Below are 20010 nucleotides of genomic sequence, written 5' to 3'. Positions count from 1 at the left end.
CTATCCTTCCCGCGATATCCCTTGCGGCTCCTTATATTTACAGTCAAACGAGTAACCTATTTCATTGATGGACCTGTTTTTGCTATTTCTCGGATTCCTTTGCATGATCCTGGGGGTACTGGGCAGTTTCCTGCCGGTTCTCCCGGGGCCCCCGATCAGCTGGCTCGGGTTGCTCCTGCTCACGCTGACATCGGGCGTGCCGAACAACTGGTGGTTTATCGGGATAACTGCAGTAGTGGCCCTGGTGGTAGCTGCCCTGGATTACTGGATCCCGGTGGTGGGGACCCGTAGGTTTGGAGGGAGCCGGTCCGGGATGGTCGGCACGACAATCGGCCTGCTGGTGGCCATTGTGTTCCCGGTCCTGGGGGTTGCCGGCATTGTGATCTGGCCCTTTATCGGGGCGGTGGTCGGGGAGCTCATCAACAAATCCAACAGCCGGACGGCCATGAAGGCAGCCTTCGGTTCCTTTGTCGGCTTTTTGACCGGCACCTTCCTGAAATTTGTGGTAAGTATGGTCTATTTGGGCCTGTTCCTGTCCAGCACCTGGGAGCACCGGGCGGAACTCTTTCCCTGGTTTAATTAATTCATCTTACCTCCGGGCAAGTACCCATGCCGGCCTTCCAGGGGACATCGACTTACTACAAAGGGGCTTTTCAAGGATTTCGCCTTTCCAGGCGGGCTGGCTCTTTCAGGATGCACGTTTCCGTAGCGCACTACATCCAGACCACCTTTTCGGAAAGCGGTTCCCGGGTCCCCTCGGGCGGTGCGTGCTCCGCATCGAAATACCCCAGATAGAAAAACCCGAGGCACCGCTCCCCGGCAGCCAGGTCAAAGAATCCGTCCATATACCGGATCAGGCCCGGCGAACTCCAGTAGGAACCGATACCCAACTCGGTGCATACAAGCCACATATTCTGCACGGCCATGGCCACGGAGGCCACTTCTTCCCATTCCGGGACCCGCTCCTCCGGGTCGCGCTGCAGGCAGATGGCGATTACGGCAGCGGCTTTTTGCGGGTTGTTGTAGAGTTTCTTGGCTTTAAACTGTTTCGGGGCCGGGTCCTTCTCCAGGTAGGTATCCCGGAGGAAGGCCCCCAGTTGTTCGCGCTTCTCCCCGGCAATTACCTTGAACCGCCAGGGTTCGGTCCGCTTATGGGTCGGGGCCCAGTTGGCTGCTTCAAGGATCCGGAACAGGGTGGCCCGGTCCACAGGTTGGTCATTGTATTGGTCCGGGAAAACGGAACGGCGGCGACGGATAAGCTCTTCGATCATAAACAGGAATTTTTACAAAAATACTACTTAGGCGCCTGGGGACTGAACCTTTAACCGTTCAATGCAGTGCTCCAGGGCTTTGCTGTGGTGCGACCGGTTCCACACAGCCGTAAGAACCGCCCGCTGCCGGATTTCGCTGAGTTCCAGGAACCGGACTTTCAGGCGGAACCCGTGCTGGAGGGAGGTGGGCACAATGGCGACCCCGAGGCCCGCAGCCACCAGTTTGAAAATGGTGTGCGCATGTACCGATTTATGGGAAACCCTGGGGTGGAACCCGGCATCCTCACAGATACTGAGCACCGTCCGGTAATAGTCCGGGCTGTATTCAGGGGTGAAAAGGATAAAAGGCTCCTCCGAAAATTCCCGGGCCGAGGCTATCGCCGGGCCTTTCATGGGATGGTCGCTCGGGACGACCATGGAGAAGGTTTCCCGCATGACCGCACAACCCTCCAGCTCCGGAGGCAGGTCCGAAAGGCGGACAAAACCAAGGTCCAGCCGTTCCTCCAGCAGCGCCCTGACCTGTGCCTGGTTGGACAGTTCCTCCAGGCTGGTCCGGATTTCGGGGAACTGTTTGCGCAGGTCCAGCAGCAGGCGTGGGATGACATCCTGCATGGCAGAGCCAAGAAAGCCGATCCGGATCTCCCCCGACTGGCCTGCGGCAATTCGCCGGGTCTGTCGGTAGATATTCTCCAGGCGGTTGAGTTGGGGGATCAGTTGCTCCCTGAGGTATGCCCCGGCCGGTGTCAGCCGGACTTCCCGCCGGTTGCGCACCAGCAATTCCGTCCCCAGGTGGAATTCCAGCTGCTGGATCTGTCGGCTCAGACCGGGTTGGGTAATGTCGAGCTGGTCGGCAGCCCGATGAAAATTCAGGTGTTCGGATACCGCCATAAAATAGCGGAGATGGCGCAATTCAATTTGATTACTCATGATTATCAATTATTGCAATAATTGCATCAATAATTATCAAACATAATCCGTATTTTTATTTTTCCCAACCTATTCCAATCCTATGTCGCAATCAAAGTCCACTTTTGCCTTTGGCTCCGACCGGTTGACAGCCGGGAAGGCACTCGCCCTGGCCCGGGGCGCCACTACCGGGGAATTGACCCCGAAGGTAATGGAGCGGGTCCGGGCCAACCGGGATGCCGTCGCCCGGATCGTCGCAAAAGGAGAGCCGGTCTACGGAATTAATACCGGGTTCGGTCCCCTGTGCACGACGCGTATCTCCCCTGGGCAGACGAGCCTGTTGCAGGTCAACATCCTGAAAAGCCACAGCGTGGGGGTGGGTATCCCCGTGGCCGATGAGATTGCCCGGCTCATGCTGGTCCTGAAACTGCACGCCCTTTCCATGGGGCATTCCGGGATAAGCGAAAATACTCTCAAGCGCATCCTCTGGCATATCGATGAAAGAATCACCCCGGTGGTCCCCTCCCAGGGATCCGTCGGGGCATCCGGCGACCTGGCCCCCCTGGCCCACCTCTTCCTCCCGCTTATCGGCCTCGGGCAGGTTACCCGGGACGGGGTTGAAATGCCGGCGGCAGAAGTGCTCAGGGAATATGGCCTGGAACCCCTGGAACTCGGTCCCAAGGAGGGGCTGGCCCTGATCAACGGCACCCAGTTTATCGCGGCACACGCGGTTTGCGCCGTCGAAAAAATGCAGCGCTGCCTTTCCCAGGCCGACATCATAGGCGCCATGATGCTGGAAGGCCTGCAGGGCTCCCTGATGCCCTTCCATGAGCGGCTCCACGACTTGCGTCCCTATTCCGGGACCCGGCACGTGGCCCACCGGGTGCGCAACCTCCTCAAGGGCTCGGAGATCCTGGAAGACCATATCGATTGCGAACGGGTACAGGACCCGTATTCCCTGCGGTGCATCCCCCAGGTCCACGGGGCTTCCCGGAATGCCTGGCTGCACCTGAAGGAGCTGGTGGAAACCGAGCTGAATTCGGTTACTGACAACCCGGTGGTCATCGACGAGGAACTCTCCATCAGCGGGGGGAATTTCCACGGCCAGCCCCTGGCCATGGCCCTGGACTACGCCTGCCTGGCGGCTTCTGAAATCGGCAATATTGCCGACCGCCGGATTTACCTGGCCCTGGAGGGCAACCAAACGGACCTGCCCAAGCTGCTGATGAAGGATACCGGACTGAATTCCGGCTACATGATGCTCCAATATACCTCCGCGGCCCTTGCCAGTGAAAACAAAAGCCTGTGTTACCCGGCCAGTGCAGACAGCATCCCCACCTCCATGGGGCAGGAAGACCATGTGAGCATGGGGTCCATCAGCGGCCGGAAAGCCCTGCAGGTACTGGAAAATGTCGAAAAGATACAGGCCGTGGAATTGCTGACGGCCGCCCAGGCCTTTGAGTACCGCAAGCCACTGAAATCCGGCTGGTTCCTGGAAAAAGCGCACGAACTGGTACGCACCCGGGTCTCCTTTGCCGAAGCCGACCGGGTCTTTGCCACGGATATCGAAGCCGGCCTGGACCTGATCCGCTCCGGGGCGCTCATCCGCCTACTCGAAACCGTTTCCCGTAAAAAGGCCCTGGGCCTTAAAACCGAATTCGACCCCCTTTTTGAAACCTTTTGATGGCAACCTTTTGTGACGAAACCTGTCACCCGGTAAAACCTGTCACCACATGAAACTTGTAACCCGATGAAATCCTCTCCAACAGAAGCGACTCTCCCCCACCTTATCGGCCCCATCACCCAACTGCTGCCGATGAGCGGCCTGCCCGCAAAAGGCGCCCTCCCCGACAGCGCCCTCCCGGTCCTGGAAAATACAGGGATCCTTATGGAGGGGGAGCGGATTCGGGAAATAGGCCCATTTGACAAGCTGGAACGGGATGCCCGGCGCTCCGGGACGGCTGTAACCCACCTCTCCGGGGAGCACGTAGGCCTGCCGGGGTTTATCGATGCACATACCCACAGTTGCTTCGCCGGCAGCCGGGCACGCGATTACGCCCTGCGGAACAGCGGCCGGACCTACCTGGAAATTGCCGAGTCCGGAGGCGGCATCTGGGATTCCGTGACCCAGACACGCAAGGCCTCACGTGAAGAACTGGGATCCCTGCTGGAAATGCGTTGCAGGCAGTTTGCCGCGGACGGGATCACCACCCTGGAGGTCAAAAGCGGGTACGGCCTGTCCATTGCAGAGGAACTGAAAATGCTCCGGGCCATCGCGGATGCCGCCCCGCGCGTCGCACAGGACCTGGTCCCCACCTGCCTGGCTGCCCATTCCATGCCCCGGGATATGGAAGGTTCCCCCGAAGCGTACCTGGAGGAACTGCAAGCGGGATTGCTTCCGGTGGTCCTCAAAGAGGGCCTCGCCCGCCGGGTGGATGCCTTCGTGGAAAAAGGCGCCTTTTCCCCTTCACAAATCCTTCCCTACCTGGAATTTGCCCAAAAGCTCGGGTTCGAGATTACCCTCCACGCCGACCAGTTTACCACCGGGGGAAGCGAACTGGCCATCCGCGTCGGGGCCCGGAGTGCCGACCACCTGGAAGCCAGCGGCCCCGCAGAAATAGCTGCCCTGGCCAAAAGCCGGGTCGTGGCCACTGCCCTGCCCGGTGCCACCCTCGGGCTGGGTTGCGGGTATACCCCGGCCCGGGCGCTGCTGGACGCAGGGGCCTGCCTGGCCATCGCAAGCGATTACAACCCCGGATCGGCCCCGATGGGCGACCTGCTCACCCAGGCAGCCATCCTGGGGGCGGCCGAAAAAGTGACCCACGCCGAGGTCTTTGCCGGCATCACCTTCCGGGCTGCCATTGCCCTGGGCCTGGACGACCGGGGTATCCTCGCCCCGGGCATGCTGGCAGATTTTGTCCTGTTCGATACGGACCACTACAACGAAATCCTTTACCACCAGGGCAGGCTCCGGCCCTCCTCCGTATGGAAAAAAGGCCGGCGCCTCCCGGATAACACCGCAACCCAATGAATACCACCAGGACCCTTTCCGAATTCCAGCAGACGCTCCTTAGGGGGATTCCGGGGAAATTGCCTCCCCCACGCGAACGCGGGCCGCAAAGCTCCCATGCCCCGGTCCGAAAAGACATCCTGTCTGTAGAAGAAAAAAAACTTGCCGTGCGCAATGCGCTCCGGTATTTCCCCCGGGACTGGCATGCAACTCTGGCCCCGGAATTTGCCAGGGAACTGAAAGACTATGGCCGGATCTATATGTACCGGTTCCGCCCGGACTACCCTATGCATGCGCGGCCCATCGACGCATACCCGGCAAAAACGACGGAAGGGGCAGCCATCATGCTGATGATCCAGAACAACCTGGACCCGGAGGTGGCCCAGCACCCGGAAGAGCTCATTACCTATGGGGGGAACGGGGCCGTTTTCCAGAACTGGGCGCAGTACCTGCTCACCATGCAGTACCTCTCGGAAATGACCGAAAACCAGACCCTGCACATGTACTCGGGCCACCCGATGGGGCTTTTCCCGTCGTCCCCGGAAGCCCCGCGGGTGGTGGTTACCAACGGGATGATGATCCCGAATTATTCCGGGCCGGACGACTGGGAGCGGTTCAATGCCCTGGGGGTGACCCAGTACGGGCAGATGACGGCGGGCTCCTACATGTATATCGGGCCGCAGGGCATTGTCCACGGCACTACCATTACGGTCCTCAATGCCTTCCGACGTGTCCTTCCCGGGGCCTCCGAGTTCGGGGGGAAGGTCTTCCTAACCGCCGGCCTCGGTGGCATGAGCGGCGCCCAGCCCAAGGCGGGGAACATTGCGGGCTGCATCACCGTCTGCGCGGAAGTCAACCCCGCAGCCGCCCGGAAGCGGTACGAGCAGGGCTGGGTGGATGAACTGCACGAGGACCTGGATGGGCTCGTAGTCCGGACCCGGGCCGCCATAGCCGCACGGGAAGTAGTGTCCCTGGCCTACCTGGGCAATGTGGTGGAGGTATGGGAACGGTTTGCGGACGAAAGTGTACCGGTAACCCTGGGCAGTGACCAGACGTCCCTGCACAACCCATGGGCGGGTGGGTACTACCCGGCCGGGCTGTCCTTTGAGGACGCAAACCAAATGATGTCTGCGGAACCGGATCGCTTCCGGCAAGCCGTTCAGGAATCCCTGCGGCGGCATGTGGCAGCCATCAACCGGCATACGGAGCGCGGCACCTATTTCTTCGATTACGGAAATGCGTTCCTGCTGGAGGCCTCCCGGGCCGGGGCGGACATCCTCGGGGAGGATGGGGCGGAATTCCGGTATCCCTCCTACGTGCAGGATATCCTCGGGCCCCTTTGTTTCGATTACGGTTTCGGCCCCTTCCGGTGGGTATGCGCCTCCGGGGACCCGGAAGACCTGCGGCGAACCGACCGCATTGCCGGGGAGGTAATGCAGGAACAATTGCAAAACGCCCCGGAGTCCATCCGGGGGCAGTTGCGGGACAATATCCGCTGGATCTCCCAGGCGGAGGCCAATGGACTGGTGGTCGGCTCCCAGGCGCGCATCCTCTATGCGGATGCCGCAGGCCGGATTGCCATTGCCTCGGCATTCAACCGGGCCATCCGGGACGGAAGCCTGAAAGGGCCTGTTGTGCTGGGGCGCGACCACCACGATGTCAGTGGCACGGACAGCCCGTTCCGGGAAACCAGCAACATCTACGACGGCAGCCGCTTTACGGCAGATATGGCCATCCACAATGTGATCGGGGATTCCTTCCGGGGGGCAAGCTGGGTTTCCATCCACAATGGTGGGGGCGTCGGTTGGGGCGAGGTAATCAATGGCGGTTTCGGGATGGTACTGGACGGGACACCCCGGGCGCAACGGCGCCTGGAAAGCATGTTGTTCTTCGACGTCAACAATGGCATCGCCCGCCGCAGCTGGGCCCGGAACCCGGAGGCCATGGAGGCCCTGCAGCGGGAACTGGACCGCAGGCCGGACTTCTCCGTCCGCCTGCCGGGGCTTGTGGATGACGCAATTTTAGACGACCTTTTCTGAAGAACGAATTACCGTATGGACGAAGAAACTATGTCATGAAAGACTTATATCACCCGGCGGAACCGTCCCTTTTTACAGGCCGTGAATCCGCAAACCGGGCCTACCTGCATGAAAATATCCGCACCGTCGACCTGCGTTCGGAGTCTACCCCGCCAACCGGGAAGGTCCCGGCACTCTTCGGGTATGCCTGTGATGAAGGGGTAAGGCGCAACCTCGGCAGGCCGGGGGCTGCAGAAGGCCCCCGGGCGTTTCGCAGGGGACTGGGCAAATTGCCCTGGTTGCAGGAGGCTCCGGACGGCCTGGCCGATGCAGGCGATATCCGGCTGGATACGGACCGGCTGGAATCTGCCCAGCAGGCTTTCTCGGAAGGCATTGCGCAATTGCTGCGATCGGGCTATTTCCCGATTGGCATCGGGGGCGGTCACGATATCGCCTTTGCCCACTACAAGGGGGTGCGCACCTACCTGCCGACGGGCAGGAAATTGGGGATTGTCAACTTCGATGCCCACTTTGACCTGCGCTCCCCCGGCGATGCGCCCCATTCAGGCAGCCCGTTTTTCCAGATTGCCCGTACCTGTGAACAGGAAGGGTTCGGCTTCCACTACGCCTGCATCGGGGTGCGTCGGGACGCCAACCCCCAGGTACTCTGGGACCGTGCAAAAGAACTTTCCGTCCTTACCGTAGCCCGGGAAGAATTGCTTGGCAGCGCCTTGCAGGCCTCTCTGAAAAAGCTGAAAACGTTTCTCAAACGCGTGGATGCGGTTTACCTGACCATTGACCTGGACGGGTTTTCCTCAGCCTATGCCCCGGGGGTCAGCGCTGCCTCCCCCATGGGTTACAGCCCCTGGGAAATGATGCCGCTGCTGGACGCAGTCCTGGGATGCGGGAAACTGGTAAGCATGGATCTTGCGGAGCTGAACCCGGCCTTTGACACGGACGGTCAAACGGCGGCCCTGGCGGGTAGCCTTGTCCACAGGGTCCTGCACTACCCCGGTTTGTTTTAGGCCTTCCGGCCTATTCCAGCCAGGAGCGGTAGTAGGTCCCGTTATCCAGGTCCAGCGCGGCCTGGGTAAGTTGCAGCGGCTTGAAGGTATCCACCATCACGGCCAGTTCCTCTGTTTTTTCCTTGCCGATGCTCGCCTCGTAGGTGCCCGGGTGCGGACCGTGGGGGATGCCTGCAGGGTGCAGGGATATGTAGCCCCTGTCAATCCCCTTCCGGCTCATAAAGTCGCCGTCCACGTAGTAGAGCACCTCATCCGAATCGATGTTGGAATGGTTGTAGGGGGCCGGGATGGACTCCGGGTGGTAGTCGTAGAGGCGGGGTACAAAAGAGCACACCACAAAGGCCCCTGTCTCAAACGTCTGGTGGACGGGCGGCGGTTGGTGCACCCGGCCGGTGATGGGCTCAAAGTCGTGGATGGAGAAGCCATACGGGAAATTGTACCCGTCCCAGCCAACCACGTCAAAGGGGTGGGTGGCATAGACCAGGTGGTGCAATTGCCCCTGTTTTTTGATCTTGATCAGGAATTCCCCTTTCTCATCATACGTCTGCAGGTTCCGGGGCAGCTTAAAGTCCCGTTCGCAGAAGGGCGAATGCTCCAGGTGCTGGCCAAACCAGTTCCGGTAGCGCTTGGGCGTGTAGATCGGGTGGTAGGATTCCACGGTCAGCAGCCGGTTGTCGGCCCCGTCAAAATGGATCTGGTAGATCATCCCGCGGGGGATCAGCAGGTAGTCCCCATATTCAAAGGGGATCTCTCCCAGGAAGGTTTTGAGTACCCCGGAACCCTCGTGGACAAACAACAGTTCATCCGCATCGGCATTCTTGTAGAAGTAGCCGGTCTGGGATTTGCGGGGGGCTGCCAGCCCGATGTGCACATCCTGGTTGAACAACACCACCCTCCGGCTGTCCAGCCAATCGTCCTGGGGGGGCAGTTCCAGCCCCTTGAGCAGGCGCGACTGGATGTGGTGGGAAACCGCAGCCCGGGGGGCGACGTCCAGTGTCTTGTCTATTTTTTTTACCTGGGTGGGCCTGTGCAGGTGGTAGAGCAGGGAAGACATCCCGTCAAAACCGATGGTGCCGAACAGCTGCTCGTAATGCAGGCTGCCGTCTGCTTTGCGGAAGGTGGTATGCCGCTTGTGCGGGATTTTACCCAGTTTGTGGTATAGTGGCATGATTTGCGCGCTTTTATTCTTCCCTAAAAATACGACAATTCAAGACCAAACTGAAATGGCATAAGCGGAATGCAGCACGGATCGATGGCACTGGGACACGGGCAATCCGGACAGCCTGGTATCTTGTTGGGAAAACGTAACATGAGCGAGAAATCAACCGATAACAAATCAACGTACAACCCGGAGGAACGCAAGGATTCCTGAAACGCGGGAGTCCTGAAACGCGGTATCCGGGATACAAAGTGATGAGATAAAGGGATTCGTAATACTCCCAGATCCAGTGGCGGTGTCGGTGTCGGAACTCTTTAGATTCCAAAAAAAAAAGCCTCCCTCATCGGAAAGCCTTTCATTTGGACGCGGCAGTTACTGCCGCCGACCTGCATTCCCTTCCGGGAATACAACACAACCCTGCAAAGATAGCAAAGCTTTTTTATTTATCCGCCATGGCCGCATCCTTTTCGGCCTTCCTCCTGAAAGGACGGACAATCAGGCGGGCCGCCTTGTCGTAATTGATATAGTTGTACACCCAGTTAAAGAAGACAACGACTTTGTTCCGGAACCCCACCAGGGACATCAGGTGGATGAACATCCAGATAAACCAGGCGGCAAAACCGCCGAACTGGAATTTGGGAAGGTCCACCACCGCCTTGTTCCTCCCGATGGTTGCCATGCTCCCCTTGTCCTTGTAGGTGAAGGGCCGCATCGGCTTGCCCTCCAGTAGGAATTTGAGGTTTTTTGCCAGGTGGGCGCCCTGCTGCATGGCCGGCTGCGCCATTTGCGGATGCCCCCCCGGATAATTGGCGGTCTGCATGAGGGCGATATCTCCAACGGCAAATACGGTTTCATAACCCCTGACCCGGTTCAGGTTATCGACCTTCAGGCGGCCTGTGCGCCCATCGACGGATCCTTCGGGAAAACCGGGGACCAGGGCACCGGTGACCCCGGCGGTCCAGATGCAGTTGGCCGTCCGGAACTCCTTCCCGTCTTTGGTGGTCAGCAGTTCCCCGTCATAGGAATCCACCAGGGTATCCAGGTGGATCTGTACCCCGAGTCCCTCCAGGAATTCCCTGCCTTTCCGGGAGGCGGTATCGCTCATGGGCGGCAATACCTGCCCTGCCCCTTCAAATAGGTGGATTTCCATCTCCGCCACGTCCAGGTGCTTGTAATCCCGGGGGAACACATGCCGTTTGAGTTCGGCAAAGGCACCCGCCAGTTCCACCCCGGTGGGCCCTGCCCCGATGATGCAGAAATTCATGAGGGCCCGTCGCTGAGAATCGCTCTCTGTATAGTCTGCCTGTTCCAGGTTTTGCAGTGCCAGGCTGCGGATGTCGAGTGCCTGCGGGATGGTTTTCATCGGGCGGGCAAATTTCTCCATCTGCTTGTTCCCGAAATAATTGGTCCGCGTCCCCGTGGCCAGCACCAGGTAATCGTACCCCAAATCCCCTTTATCCGTATGCAAAATGCGCCGGTCCGGGTCCACGGATTCCACCTCGGCCCACCTGAAATAAAAATTGTCCAGGCGCTTGAGTATTTTACGGATGGGATAGGCGATGCTGTCAGGCTCCAGGCCACCGGTCGAGACCTGGTAAAGGAGGGGCTGGAAATTGTGGTAGTTTTGCCGGTCTACCAGCACCAGCTGCACGGGCAGCCCCCGCAGCCGCTTAGCCAGGGAAATCCCGGCAAAACCGCCTCCGACCACTGCGATTCGCGGAAGATCACTTTCTGGGATATTCATGGAAATGCTTTTTTTTAAAGGTACGGATTCCGGATCGCGGCTGGGCGTGCTGCCGATGGCCTTTCTTCACCGATTGCACGAAGCGGATTCTTCAATCGGACAAAACGCTCTTTCCGATGATGCAAAGCGCCTGCCGGTATAGCCGGTTGGTGCGACTTGTTTGGCAAGCCTTTAACAGGATTTCCCCCTAGGATTGGTTAATTTACGGTTACGTTCAAAACCCGATAAGGGAGAAACGTTTGCTATGAAAATGACTGCCATGGGCTGGGTAGCCCTGACTACATTCCTCCTGTTGATACTGACCCTTACGGTCCTGATGGACCTCGCCTTTAACTGGGTGTTTTATATCACGGTCCTCGGGCAATTGCTCGTAGGGGTGATGGTATACCGGGTCCTCAGGGATCCGTATACGTCCGACAAGACGTTTGACGACTTCTATGAAGATTTCCCGATTTCGCGGGAGTAACCACTACCGGCTATCAGAATCCGTCCGCGAGTTCCTTCAGTTTGCGGGCCTCGGTGATCGCAAGCCGCTTGCCGGAGGTTTTGATCAACCCCTCCTTTTTGAGTTCGGACAGCATGCGGATACAGGATTCCGTTGCCGTCCCGACCACACTGGCAATATCTTCCCGTGAAAGTACCAGCAGCAGGTACCCGTCCGAATCTTCCCCGAAATTTTCCTTCAGGTAGAGCAGGGCCTGGGCAATCCTTTGTTTGACGGTCTTCTGGGACATGTTTACGATGACCTCATCGGCCTCGCGGAGGTCTTGTGCCATATGGCGGAGCACCTCGTAGGTGAAGTCCGGGTTCTTATGCAGGGAATCGCTGATGGCCTCCCTAGGGATAAAGCAGATCTCCATATCGCTGATGGCGGTAGCGCTCAGGTTGGCAGATTCTTCCGCAACCACCGAACGCTGTCCGAGCACTTCGCCCTTGCTGGCGAGTTTCACGATCTGGTCCTTCCCGTTTTCGCTGAGCTTGGAGAGTTTGGAAACCCCGTCCCGCACGCAGTAAACGCCTGCCAGCCGTTCCCCCTCGTCAAAGATGATCTCGCCTTTTTTGACTTTCCGGGACACCTTGGAATCTGCAACCGCCTTCAATTCCTCCTTGCTCATCGCCCGGAGGGCGTTGAACTTGCGGACGATGCAGTTTTCACATCGGGATTTACTGAATTCTTCCTCCATGTTCCGGATTTTAAGGGATCACGACTTTAAGTGCCCAGGCACTTCTGAAATCCCATCACTAATTATATATAAATGTAGGGAAAAAACGACATCCCTGAAAGGTGACATATATCATCTTTGCAGTGGCAGGGTTTGATGCATCTTTGCATTTGACTGGAATTATGACTACCCGGAAAACCACATCCCCGGACATCCAGCCCCCGGGCTGCTACCATTGCGGGGAACCCTGCGAAGCCGACAGGGTTCACTTTGATGGCCGGGATTTCTGTTGCCGCGGCTGCCAAACCGTCTACGAGATCTTCCGGGACCACCAGCTGGACGCCTATTACGACCTCGGGGAGAACCCGGGCCGTTCCCCCCGCGATACAGACCACGCCTACGATTTCCTCGACGAGCCGGAGATTGCCTCCCGCCTTCTGGATTTCCAGGAAGCCTCCCACCAGGTGGTCACCCTGCAGATTCCCCAAATCCATTGCAGCTCGTGTATCTGGATCCTGGAAAACCTCAACCGGCTGAACCCCGGGGTGATCAGCAGCCAGGTAAATTTTCCCCGCAAACGAGCACACATCCATTTCAACCCCGAAAAAATCCGGCTGCGGGAACTCGTGGAACTACTGGTATCCATCGGCTATGAACCTTCCATAACCCTGGAGCAGTACAATCGCGAATCGCCTGCAACCAGCCGGAAGCTCATTTACCAGCTTGGGATTGCCGGGTTTGCATTTGGGAATATCATGTTCCTGTCCTTCCCCGAATATTTTGACAGCGGGGAATCCTGGCTTTCTGCCAACAAGGGGTTGTTCCGCTGGCTGATGTTCGCCTTTTCCGTACCCGTGGTATTTTATTCCGGGTGGGATTATATCCGCACGGGGTACCGGGGTCTCCGCTCCGGCGTGCTGAATATCGACCTGCCCATTGCCCTGGGGATTGCCGTGCTATTTGTCCGGAGCACCGTGGAGGTGGCCCTGGACCTGGGAAGCGGCTTTTTCGACAGCCTTTCGGGACTGGTCTTCTTCCTGTTGCTGGGCCGCTTTTTCCAGCAACGGACCTATTCTTATCTCTCTTTTGAGCGCGACTACAAATCCTATTTTCCCATAGCGGTCACCCGCCTCGGGGAGGATGGGGAAGAGGCAAACGTGCCGGTCCACGAAGTGGTACCCGGCGACCGGTTGCTGATCCGCAATAACGCCCTGATCCCCGCCGATGCCATGCTGATCAGGGGAAAAGGGGAAATCGATTACAGTTTTGTCACCGGGGAGGCACGCCCGGTGCGCAAGGCCGAAGGGGAAACCATCTATGCCGGGGGCCGGCAGTTGCAGGGGCCTATCGAAGTCCGGGTGCTCAAGGTGGTCTCCCAGAGTTACCTGACGGAACTGTGGAGCGATTCCGCCTTTTCCAAATCGGCCAAAAGCAGCTTCCGCAACCTGACGGACCGCATCGGGAAGCGGTTTACCCTCGCCGTACTGACCATCGCGGCCACCGCCGCAGGGGCCTGGCTATTTATCGACCCCTCCCGCTCCCTGGATGTGCTCACCGCCGTGCTGATCATCGCCTGCCCCTGTGCGATAGCCCTGGCGGCCCCCTTTACCCTCGGGAACCTGTTGCGGATCTTCGGGCGCAACGGTTTCTATGTAAAAGATACCAACACCCTCGAGCGCATGGCCCGGGCAGACACGCTGGTCTTCGACAAGACCGGTACCATCAGCACAGCCCGGAAAAACCAGATTGCCTACACGGGGATCCCCCTGGAAACGGAGGAGGCGGCAGCCCTGAAAAATATCCTCCGCGCTTCGGGACACCCCCTGAGCCAGGCCCTCTACCAGAACCTGGCCCCGTACGATATCGTCCCCCTGGACCATTACGAAGAACACCTCGGAAGCGGTATCGAGGGGAGGGCCAACGGGGAATATATACGCGCAGGTTCCCGCAGTTTTGCGGGTAGCCAGGAGGCACCTGCCGGGTCGGGTACCGAAGTGCACGTGCGTTCCGGCAAGGGGTACCGGGGGTACTTCACCATCAGGAATGCCTATCGGGAAGGCTCCCGGGGACTTTTTGAGCGCCTGGGCAACCAGTACGATATCGCCGTGCTGTCCGGGGACAACCCCTCCGAAAAAGAAGCGCTGGAAGATCTGTTGCCGCCCCTGACCCCACTTTATTTTGACCGGCAACCCCGGGAAAAACTGCATTTCGTACGGGAAATGCAACAGGCGGGCCGCAGGGTCATCATGGTTGGCGACGGGCTCAACGATGCGGGGGCCCTGGCCCAGGCAGATGCGGGCATTGCCATCTCGGAAGACTCCCATCTGTTTACCCCCGCCTGCGATGCGATCCTCGACGGCCGCCGTTTTGCAAGCCTGGACTGGTTCCTGCGGATCAGCAGGAAGGGCCTCGGAGTCATCCGGATCAGTTTTGCTCTCTCCCTCCTCTACAACCTGGTGGGACTTTATTTTGCCGTCACCGGGCAACTCCAGCCGGTCATCGCAGCTATCCTGATGCCACTGAGTTCCATTACCATCGTCATTTTTACCTACCTGGCGACTACCTGGATCGGCAGGAAGGCCGAATAATTTCCGAACCCTGACATTTATCATTTTTTCCGGAAACACCCCTGGGTAGTTTTACACTCAAATTTTTACGTGGGTATGAGCGTAATCTATCTGCTGCTGGCCATCAGTGTGGCCGTGGCGCTGTTTTTCTTTGCCGTTTTCATCTACTCGGTCCGCAGGGGGCAGTACGACGACCCGTACACGCCTTCGGTGCGGATGCTCTTTGATGACGAGCTGGTGGGCAAAACCGGGGATCCCGCTTCAAAACCCGAAAAATCAACCAAAAACACACGCGAAACCTAATCAGAAGACCATGGAAGTCGAACAATTCAAATACGACAACAAAATCGTCCAGAAATTCCTTTACGCCACCATGCTCTGGGGCGTGGTGGGGATGCTGGTAGGGCTTTTGCTGGCCTTTATGTTTCTGTTCCCGAACCTCACCGACGGGATTTCCTGGCTGAGCTTCGGACGGCTGAGGCCGCTGCACACCAACGCAGTGATCTTTGCCTTTGTGGGCAATGCCATGTTTGCCGGGGTCTATTACTCCACCCAGCGGCTGCTGAAAGCCAGGATGTTCAATGACGCGCTCAGCAAAATCAATTTCTGGGGCTGGCAGCTGATCATCGTATCAGCCGCCCTGACCCTCCCCCTCGGATACACCACATCCAAGGAATACGCGGAGCTGGAATGGCCCATCGACATCGCCATTACCCTCGTCTGGGTGGTCTTTGCCTGGAACTTCATTGGCACGGTACTCAAACGTCGGCAGCGGCATTTGTATGTGGCCATCTGGTTCTATTTGGCCACCATCATCACCGTGGCCGTGCTGCATATCTTCAACAGCCTCGAATTGCCGGTGAGCGCCCTCAAGAGTTATTCGGTTTATGCCGGCGTGCAGGATGCCCTGGTGCAATGGTGGTATGGGCATAATGCCGTGGCCTTTTTCCTCACCACCCCCTTCCTGGGGCTGATGTACTATTTCGTGCCCAAGGCGGCCAACCGCCCCATCTATTCGTACCGGTTGTCCATCGTGCACTTCTGGTCGCTGATATTTATATACATCTGGGCAGGCCCGCACCACCTGTTATATACCTCCCTGCCCGACTGGGCCCAGAACCTGGGCGTCACCTTTTCGATCATGCTCATCGCGCCTTCCTGGGGCGGGATGATCAACGGCCTGCTGACCCTGAGGGGGGCATGGGACAAGGTGCGCACCAGCCCGGTACTCAAATTCATGGTAGTTGCCATTACCGGCTACGGAATGGCCACCTTCGAGGGGCCCATGCTCTCCCTTAAAAACATCAACGCCATTGCCCACTTCAGCGACTGGATCATCGCACACGTGCATGTGGGCGCCCTGTCCTGGAACGGATTTTTGATTTTCGGGATGGTCTACTGGCTGGTTCCGAGGCTTTATAAAACACCCCTGTTTTCCGTGCCACTGGCCAATTTCCATTTCTGGATCGGCACCCTGGGGATCGTCCTCTATGCCCTCCCGATGTATGTGGCAGGGTTTACACAGGCCCTCATGTGGAAGGATTTCAACCCGGACGGCACCCTGGTGTACGGCAACTTCCTGGAAACCGTACAGGAAATCATCCCGATGTACTGGATGCGTGCCATTGGCGGTACGCTCTACCTGGCCGGGGTACTGGTGATGCTCTACAACATGGTCGCCACCATCCGCAGCGGGCAGGCCGTGGAGGACGAGCTGGCCGAAGCCGCCCCCCTGAAACGACTGAACCGCCGCCGCCTGGCGGGGGAGACCTTCCATACCTGGCTGGAACGCAAGCCGGTTCAACTGACCATCCTGGCCACCATCGCCATCCTTATCGGGGGCGCAGTGCAGATCATCCCCACCCTGCTGGTGAAATCGAATATCCCGACCATCACCAGCGTGACCCCCTATACCCCCCTGGAACTCGAGGGCAGGGACCTGTATATCCGGGAGGGCTGCGTCAGCTGCCATTCCCAGATGGTCCGACCCTTCCGGAGTGAGGTGGAGCGCTATGGGGAATACGCCAAAGCCGGGGAATTCGTCTACGACCACCCCTTCCTCTGGGGAAGCAAGCGCACCGGGCCGGACCTGCTGCGCATCGGGGGCAAATACTCGGACAGCTGGCACCTGAACCACATGTACGACCCGCAGAGTACCTCCTCCGGCTCCATCATGCCCGCCTACCAGTGGCTGGTCCGGAACCGCCACGACCGCAGCGCTACCGAAGATAAGATGCGCGCCATGGCCAAGCTTGGGGTCCCCTATTCTGATGACGACATTACCGGCGCCCAGCAGGCCATGGCCGAGCAGGCCCGGCAGATCGAGGAGAACCTCTACCAGGATCCCGAATTTGCCAGGAGCTACGAGGATCAGAAGCGCAGTGCGGCAGAAAACGGCGAAACATTCATCGAAATGCGGGACCGGGAAATCGTGGCCATGATTGCCTACCTCCAGCGCCTGGGAACCGATATAAAAATTGAACAGGGCAGCAAAGTTGCCTCCGAAAAGCCTTAAGCCATGATGAAATTTGTTAAAAACTACATGGAGACGATCGACGGGGTGGCCAGCTACCCCATGATATCCCTCCTGATATTCTTTGTGTTCTTCGTGGTGTTGTTCTGGTGGGTGCTGACCGCGTCCCGGCAACACATACGGGAAATGAGCGAATTACCCCTGGAAGACGAACCGACAAATACCTTACAGAAATGAGACAATCAATCCCCTGGTGGATCCGGATCCCCCTGCTGTTTTTCGCGATCTTCGGCCTGATGGAATACGTTATCGATTCGGGCGACCAACCGGCTTTCATGGCCTACCCGATAACCCTGTTGTTCCTGTTGCTGGTCCTGTTGGTGCTCATCGGGGTGGAACTCATGGTGCGCGGCATCGAGCGCGTCATGTTCCACACCCTGGACCCTGAGGCCCAGGAGCGGTACCTCCAGAAGCGCAACCAGCCCTGGCGCTGGGAATGGGGTATGCGGGTCTACAAGAAATTGCTGGGGTCCCGGCCCATTGCGGAAGAGGGTGAAATCATCCTGGACCACAATTACGACGGCATCCGGGAACTCGACAACAAACTCCCGCCCTGGTGGATCTACCTGTTTTATGCCACAATCCTTTTCGCGGCCATTTACCTGGTGCGCTTCCACGTCTTCAACGGCAATGACCAGGAGACCGAATACGCCCTGCAAATGGAGGAGGCACGGGAGGCCGTGGCGGAGTACAAGCGGACGGCCAAGGACCTGATTGATGCCAGCACGGTGGAACTGCTGACGGAGGCCTCCGACATGGCCGCCGGGGAGGCCATATTTTCAGGAAATTGCGCAGTTTGCCATAAAATTGACGGGGGTGGGTCCATTGGCCCGAACCTCACCGATGATTACTGGATCCTCGGGGGCGGCATCCGGAACGTCTTCAATACCATCTCCGAAGGGGGGCGGGATGGCAAGGGCATGGTGGCCTGGAAAACCAACCTGAAGCCCAGCGAGATTGCACAGGTGGCAAGCTACGTAATCAGCATGCACGGTACCAACCCCCCGGACGCAAAAGCCCCGGAAGGCGAACTGTACGTGGATCCTGACGCCCCGGTGGATGCCGTGGAGGTGGCTACAGACTCCACAGGCGTGGAAGTCATTATCGAAACGGAGACCCCGGACCCCCTGGAAGGGGAGGATTCCGGCCAGTAGCCCTTGCATCTGCGGCAGGCAGCAATTGAAAAGAACAGGCCATGACAAATGAAGAGCGGTTCCGGGATTCGATCGGCACCATTGATGAGACGGGCAAACGCGCCTGGGTCTACCCGAAAAAACCCAGCGGCAGGTTCTATACCTACCGCAAATGGGTGAGTTATGCCCTGTTGCTGTTCCTGATCGCAGCCCCGTTTGTACGGGTCAACGGAAACCAGTTCCTGCTGTTCAACGTCCTGGAAAGGCGGTTCAATATTTTCGGCCTGCCCTTCTGGCCCCAGGATTTCCACCTGGTGGTGATCTGCATGATCATCGGCGTGATCTTTGTCGCCTTGTTCACCACGGCTTTCGGGCGGATATTCTGTGGCTGGATCTGCCCGCAGACCATTTTCATGGAGATGGTATTCCGCCGGATCGAATACTGGATCGACGGGGACCGGGGTGCCCAGATACGCCTCGCACGCCAGCCCTGGAATGCGGATAAAATCCGCAAACGCCTGACCAAATGGGCCGTATTCTTCCTGATATCCTTTGGTATTGCCAATGTGTTCCTGGCCTACCTGATCGGCAGTGACGCCCTCATGCGATATATCTATGAAGGCCCTGCCGAGCACTCGGGAACCCTGGTGGCCCTGCTCATCTTCACGGGGGTTTTCTATTTTGTCTTTGCCTGGTTCCGGGAACAGGTCTGCATCATTGCCTGTCCGTACGGCAGGATGCAGGGGGTCCTGCTGGACAACAAGTCCATCGTGGTCGCCTACGATTACAAACGTGGGGAAGCAGAAAAGGGACGGAAAAAATTCCGGAAGGGGGAAGACCGGGAGGCCCACGGGTATGGGGACTGTATCGATTGCCTGCAATGCGTGCACGTGTGCCCGACCGGGATCGACATCCGAAACGGCACCCAGCTGGAATGCGTCAACTGCACGGCCTGCATCGATGCGTGCGACGCCATCATGGAGAAGGTGGACCTGCCAAAAGGGCTCATCCGCTATGCCAGCGAAGACGAGATAGCCCGCAATTCCAAATTCCGGTTCACCCCCCGGCTGAAAGGGTATTCGGCCGTGCTGCTGATCCTTACCGGGGTCCTCGTGGGCATGCTCTTCCTGAGGAACGACCTGGAAGCCTCCGTACTCCGGCTACCCGGCCAGCTGTACCAACGGAAGGAAAACCAGGTCATCAGTAACGTATACACCTACAAACTGGTCAACAAGACCACCCACGACATCGACGATGTGCACTTCCGGCTGATGTCCCATCAGGGGACCATCACCTTCGTAAAGGGGGACGGCTTTGCGGTACCCGCCCAGGAATTGTTCGAAGGCACCCTTTTTATCGACATCCCGGAGTCCGAACTCAACGGCGACCAGGACAAGCTCAAAATCGGCGTCTACAGCGGGGACGAATTAATAGAAACCACGGCTACCCGCTTTCTGGCGCCGCGGACGTATAAGTAAAAC

At 58.4% G+C, this 20010-nt stretch carries 17 protein-coding genes; 12 read left to right on the top strand and 5 right to left on the bottom strand.

Features of this window, described 5'->3' with window-relative positions:
* Positions 1-67 precede the first annotated feature (67 nt).
* Entirely contained in the window at positions 68-583 is a 516-nt protein-coding gene (locus H7F20_RS04920) for a DUF456 domain-containing protein (protein ID WP_185785000.1), read from the top strand.
* Positions 584-713: 130 nt separating this feature from the next.
* Here H7F20_RS04920 and H7F20_RS04915 read toward each other — a convergent pair whose 3' ends face one another.
* Together H7F20_RS04915 and H7F20_RS04910 are read right to left on the bottom strand one after the other, a co-directional pair.
* The gene (locus tag H7F20_RS04915; RefSeq protein ID WP_185784999.1) at positions 714-1271 is read right to left on the bottom strand and encodes a nitroreductase; all 558 of its coding nucleotides are present in this window, start codon (positions 1269-1271) and stop codon (positions 714-716) included.
* Between the two features lie 27 nt (positions 1272-1298).
* Positions 1299-2198, bottom strand: coding sequence for a LysR family transcriptional regulator (locus H7F20_RS04910; protein ID WP_185784998.1), 900 nt, complete (start codon positions 2196-2198; stop codon positions 1299-1301).
* A gap of 82 nt (positions 2199-2280) precedes the next feature.
* Between H7F20_RS04910 and hutH the strand changes: the two genes are divergently transcribed.
* The 4 genes from hutH (at position 2281) to hutG (ending at position 8230) form a co-directional block, all read left to right on the top strand.
* Positions 2281-3861 (top strand): histidine ammonia-lyase, encoded by a 1581-nt coding sequence (hutH, locus tag H7F20_RS04905; RefSeq protein WP_185784997.1) that lies wholly within the window; start codon positions 2281-2283, stop codon positions 3859-3861.
* Positions 3862-3927: 66 nt separating this feature from the next.
* Positions 3928-5208 (top strand): imidazolonepropionase, encoded by a 1281-nt coding sequence (hutI, locus tag H7F20_RS04900; protein ID WP_185784996.1) that lies wholly within the window; start codon positions 3928-3930, stop codon positions 5206-5208.
* On the top strand, positions 5205-7226 hold the full coding sequence (locus H7F20_RS04895) for a urocanate hydratase (protein ID WP_185784995.1): 2022 nt from the start codon (positions 5205-5207) through the stop codon (positions 7224-7226). The genes hutI and H7F20_RS04895 overlap by 4 nt, the downstream gene beginning before the upstream one ends.
* A gap of 35 nt (positions 7227-7261) precedes the next feature.
* A complete protein-coding gene (gene hutG, locus H7F20_RS04890; protein WP_185784994.1) occupies positions 7262-8230 on the top strand; it encodes a formimidoylglutamase in 969 nt (322 codons plus the stop codon).
* Between the two features lie 10 nt (positions 8231-8240).
* Here hutG and H7F20_RS04885 read toward each other — a convergent pair whose 3' ends face one another.
* Together H7F20_RS04885 and H7F20_RS04880 are read right to left on the bottom strand one after the other, a co-directional pair.
* On the bottom strand, positions 8241-9398 hold the full coding sequence (locus tag H7F20_RS04885; protein WP_185784993.1) for a homogentisate 1,2-dioxygenase: 1158 nt from the start codon (positions 9396-9398) through the stop codon (positions 8241-8243).
* 430 nt (positions 9399-9828) lie between these two features.
* Positions 9829-11133 carry an NAD(P)/FAD-dependent oxidoreductase gene (locus H7F20_RS04880; protein WP_185784992.1) on the bottom strand — a complete coding sequence of 435 codons (1305 nt, stop codon included), beginning with the start codon at positions 11131-11133 and terminating at the stop codon, positions 9829-9831.
* Positions 11134-11377: 244 nt separating this feature from the next.
* On the opposite strand from H7F20_RS04880, the gene H7F20_RS04875 reads away from it, so the two are divergent.
* Positions 11378-11599 (top strand): hypothetical protein, encoded by a 222-nt coding sequence (locus H7F20_RS04875; RefSeq protein WP_185784991.1) that lies wholly within the window; start codon positions 11378-11380, stop codon positions 11597-11599.
* 13 nt (positions 11600-11612) lie between these two features.
* On the opposite strand, the gene H7F20_RS04870 is transcribed toward H7F20_RS04875, so the two are convergent.
* Positions 11613-12317 carry a Crp/Fnr family transcriptional regulator gene (locus tag H7F20_RS04870; protein ID WP_185784990.1) on the bottom strand — a complete coding sequence of 235 codons (705 nt, stop codon included), beginning with the start codon at positions 12315-12317 and terminating at the stop codon, positions 11613-11615.
* 161 nt (positions 12318-12478) lie between these two features.
* On the opposite strand from H7F20_RS04870, the gene H7F20_RS04865 reads away from it, so the two are divergent.
* From H7F20_RS04865 to ccoG, 6 genes are all read left to right on the top strand, one after another.
* Complete coding sequence (locus H7F20_RS04865; RefSeq protein ID WP_185784989.1) at positions 12479-14884, top strand: heavy metal translocating P-type ATPase metal-binding domain-containing protein; 2406 nt, start codon at positions 12479-12481, stop codon at positions 14882-14884.
* Positions 14885-14959: 75 nt separating this feature from the next.
* Positions 14960-15166 carry a cbb3-type cytochrome oxidase assembly protein CcoS gene (gene ccoS, locus H7F20_RS04860; protein ID WP_185784988.1) on the top strand — a complete coding sequence of 69 codons (207 nt, stop codon included), beginning with the start codon at positions 14960-14962 and terminating at the stop codon, positions 15164-15166.
* A gap of 10 nt (positions 15167-15176) precedes the next feature.
* Positions 15177-17378 (top strand): cytochrome-c oxidase, cbb3-type subunit I, encoded by a 2202-nt coding sequence (ccoN, locus tag H7F20_RS04855; RefSeq protein ID WP_185784987.1) that lies wholly within the window; start codon positions 15177-15179, stop codon positions 17376-17378.
* Between the two features lie 3 nt (positions 17379-17381).
* On the top strand, positions 17382-17573 hold the full coding sequence (locus tag H7F20_RS04850) for a CcoQ/FixQ family Cbb3-type cytochrome c oxidase assembly chaperone (RefSeq protein ID WP_185784986.1): 192 nt from the start codon (positions 17382-17384) through the stop codon (positions 17571-17573).
* A complete protein-coding gene (locus tag H7F20_RS04845; RefSeq protein ID WP_185784985.1) occupies positions 17570-18550 on the top strand; it encodes a cbb3-type cytochrome c oxidase N-terminal domain-containing protein in 981 nt (326 codons plus the stop codon). Before H7F20_RS04850 ends, H7F20_RS04845 begins: the two co-directional genes overlap by 4 nt.
* Before the next feature lie 41 nt (positions 18551-18591).
* Entirely contained in the window at positions 18592-20007 is a 1416-nt protein-coding gene (ccoG, locus tag H7F20_RS04840) for a cytochrome c oxidase accessory protein CcoG (protein ID WP_185784984.1), read from the top strand.
* The last annotated feature ends 3 nt before the right edge of the window (positions 20008-20010 follow it).

The sequence above is a fragment of the Robiginitalea sp. SC105 genome (genome assembly GCF_014243345.1).
GTDB lineage: Bacteria > Bacteroidota > Bacteroidia > Flavobacteriales > Flavobacteriaceae > Robiginitalea.
This window is presented reverse-complemented; position numbering and strand designations above follow the sequence as displayed.

Coding starts and splice junctions, on each gene's coding strand:
- H7F20_RS04895 (WP_185784995.1), top strand. CDS start 5,205: ATGAATACCACCAGGACCCTTTCCGAATTCCAGCAGACGCTCCTTAGG.
- H7F20_RS04845 (WP_185784985.1), top strand. CDS start 17,570: ATGAGACAATCAATCCCCTGGTGGATCCGGATCCCCCTGCTGTTTTTC.
- ccoG (WP_185784984.1), top strand. CDS start 18,592: ATGACAAATGAAGAGCGGTTCCGGGATTCGATCGGCACCATTGATGAG.
- H7F20_RS04885 (WP_185784993.1), bottom strand. CDS start 9,398: ATGCCACTATACCACAAACTGGGTAAAATCCCGCACAAGCGGCATACC.
- H7F20_RS04880 (WP_185784992.1), bottom strand. CDS start 11,133: ATGAATATCCCAGAAAGTGATCTTCCGCGAATCGCAGTGGTCGGAGGC.
- H7F20_RS04865 (WP_185784989.1), top strand. CDS start 12,479: ATGACTACCCGGAAAACCACATCCCCGGACATCCAGCCCCCGGGCTGC.
- hutH (WP_185784997.1), top strand. CDS start 2,281: ATGTCGCAATCAAAGTCCACTTTTGCCTTTGGCTCCGACCGGTTGACA.
- H7F20_RS04850 (WP_185784986.1), top strand. CDS start 17,382: ATGATGAAATTTGTTAAAAACTACATGGAGACGATCGACGGGGTGGCC.
- H7F20_RS04875 (WP_185784991.1), top strand. CDS start 11,378: ATGAAAATGACTGCCATGGGCTGGGTAGCCCTGACTACATTCCTCCTG.
- hutG (WP_185784994.1), top strand. CDS start 7,262: ATGAAAGACTTATATCACCCGGCGGAACCGTCCCTTTTTACAGGCCGT.
- ccoS (WP_185784988.1), top strand. CDS start 14,960: ATGAGCGTAATCTATCTGCTGCTGGCCATCAGTGTGGCCGTGGCGCTG.
- H7F20_RS04910 (WP_185784998.1), bottom strand. CDS start 2,198: ATGAGTAATCAAATTGAATTGCGCCATCTCCGCTATTTTATGGCGGTA.
- ccoN (WP_185784987.1), top strand. CDS start 15,177: ATGGAAGTCGAACAATTCAAATACGACAACAAAATCGTCCAGAAATTC.
- H7F20_RS04870 (WP_185784990.1), bottom strand. CDS start 12,317: ATGGAGGAAGAATTCAGTAAATCCCGATGTGAAAACTGCATCGTCCGC.
- H7F20_RS04920 (WP_185785000.1), top strand. CDS start 68: ATGGACCTGTTTTTGCTATTTCTCGGATTCCTTTGCATGATCCTGGGG.
- hutI (WP_185784996.1), top strand. CDS start 3,928: ATGAAATCCTCTCCAACAGAAGCGACTCTCCCCCACCTTATCGGCCCC.
- H7F20_RS04915 (WP_185784999.1), bottom strand. CDS start 1,271: ATGATCGAAGAGCTTATCCGTCGCCGCCGTTCCGTTTTCCCGGACCAA.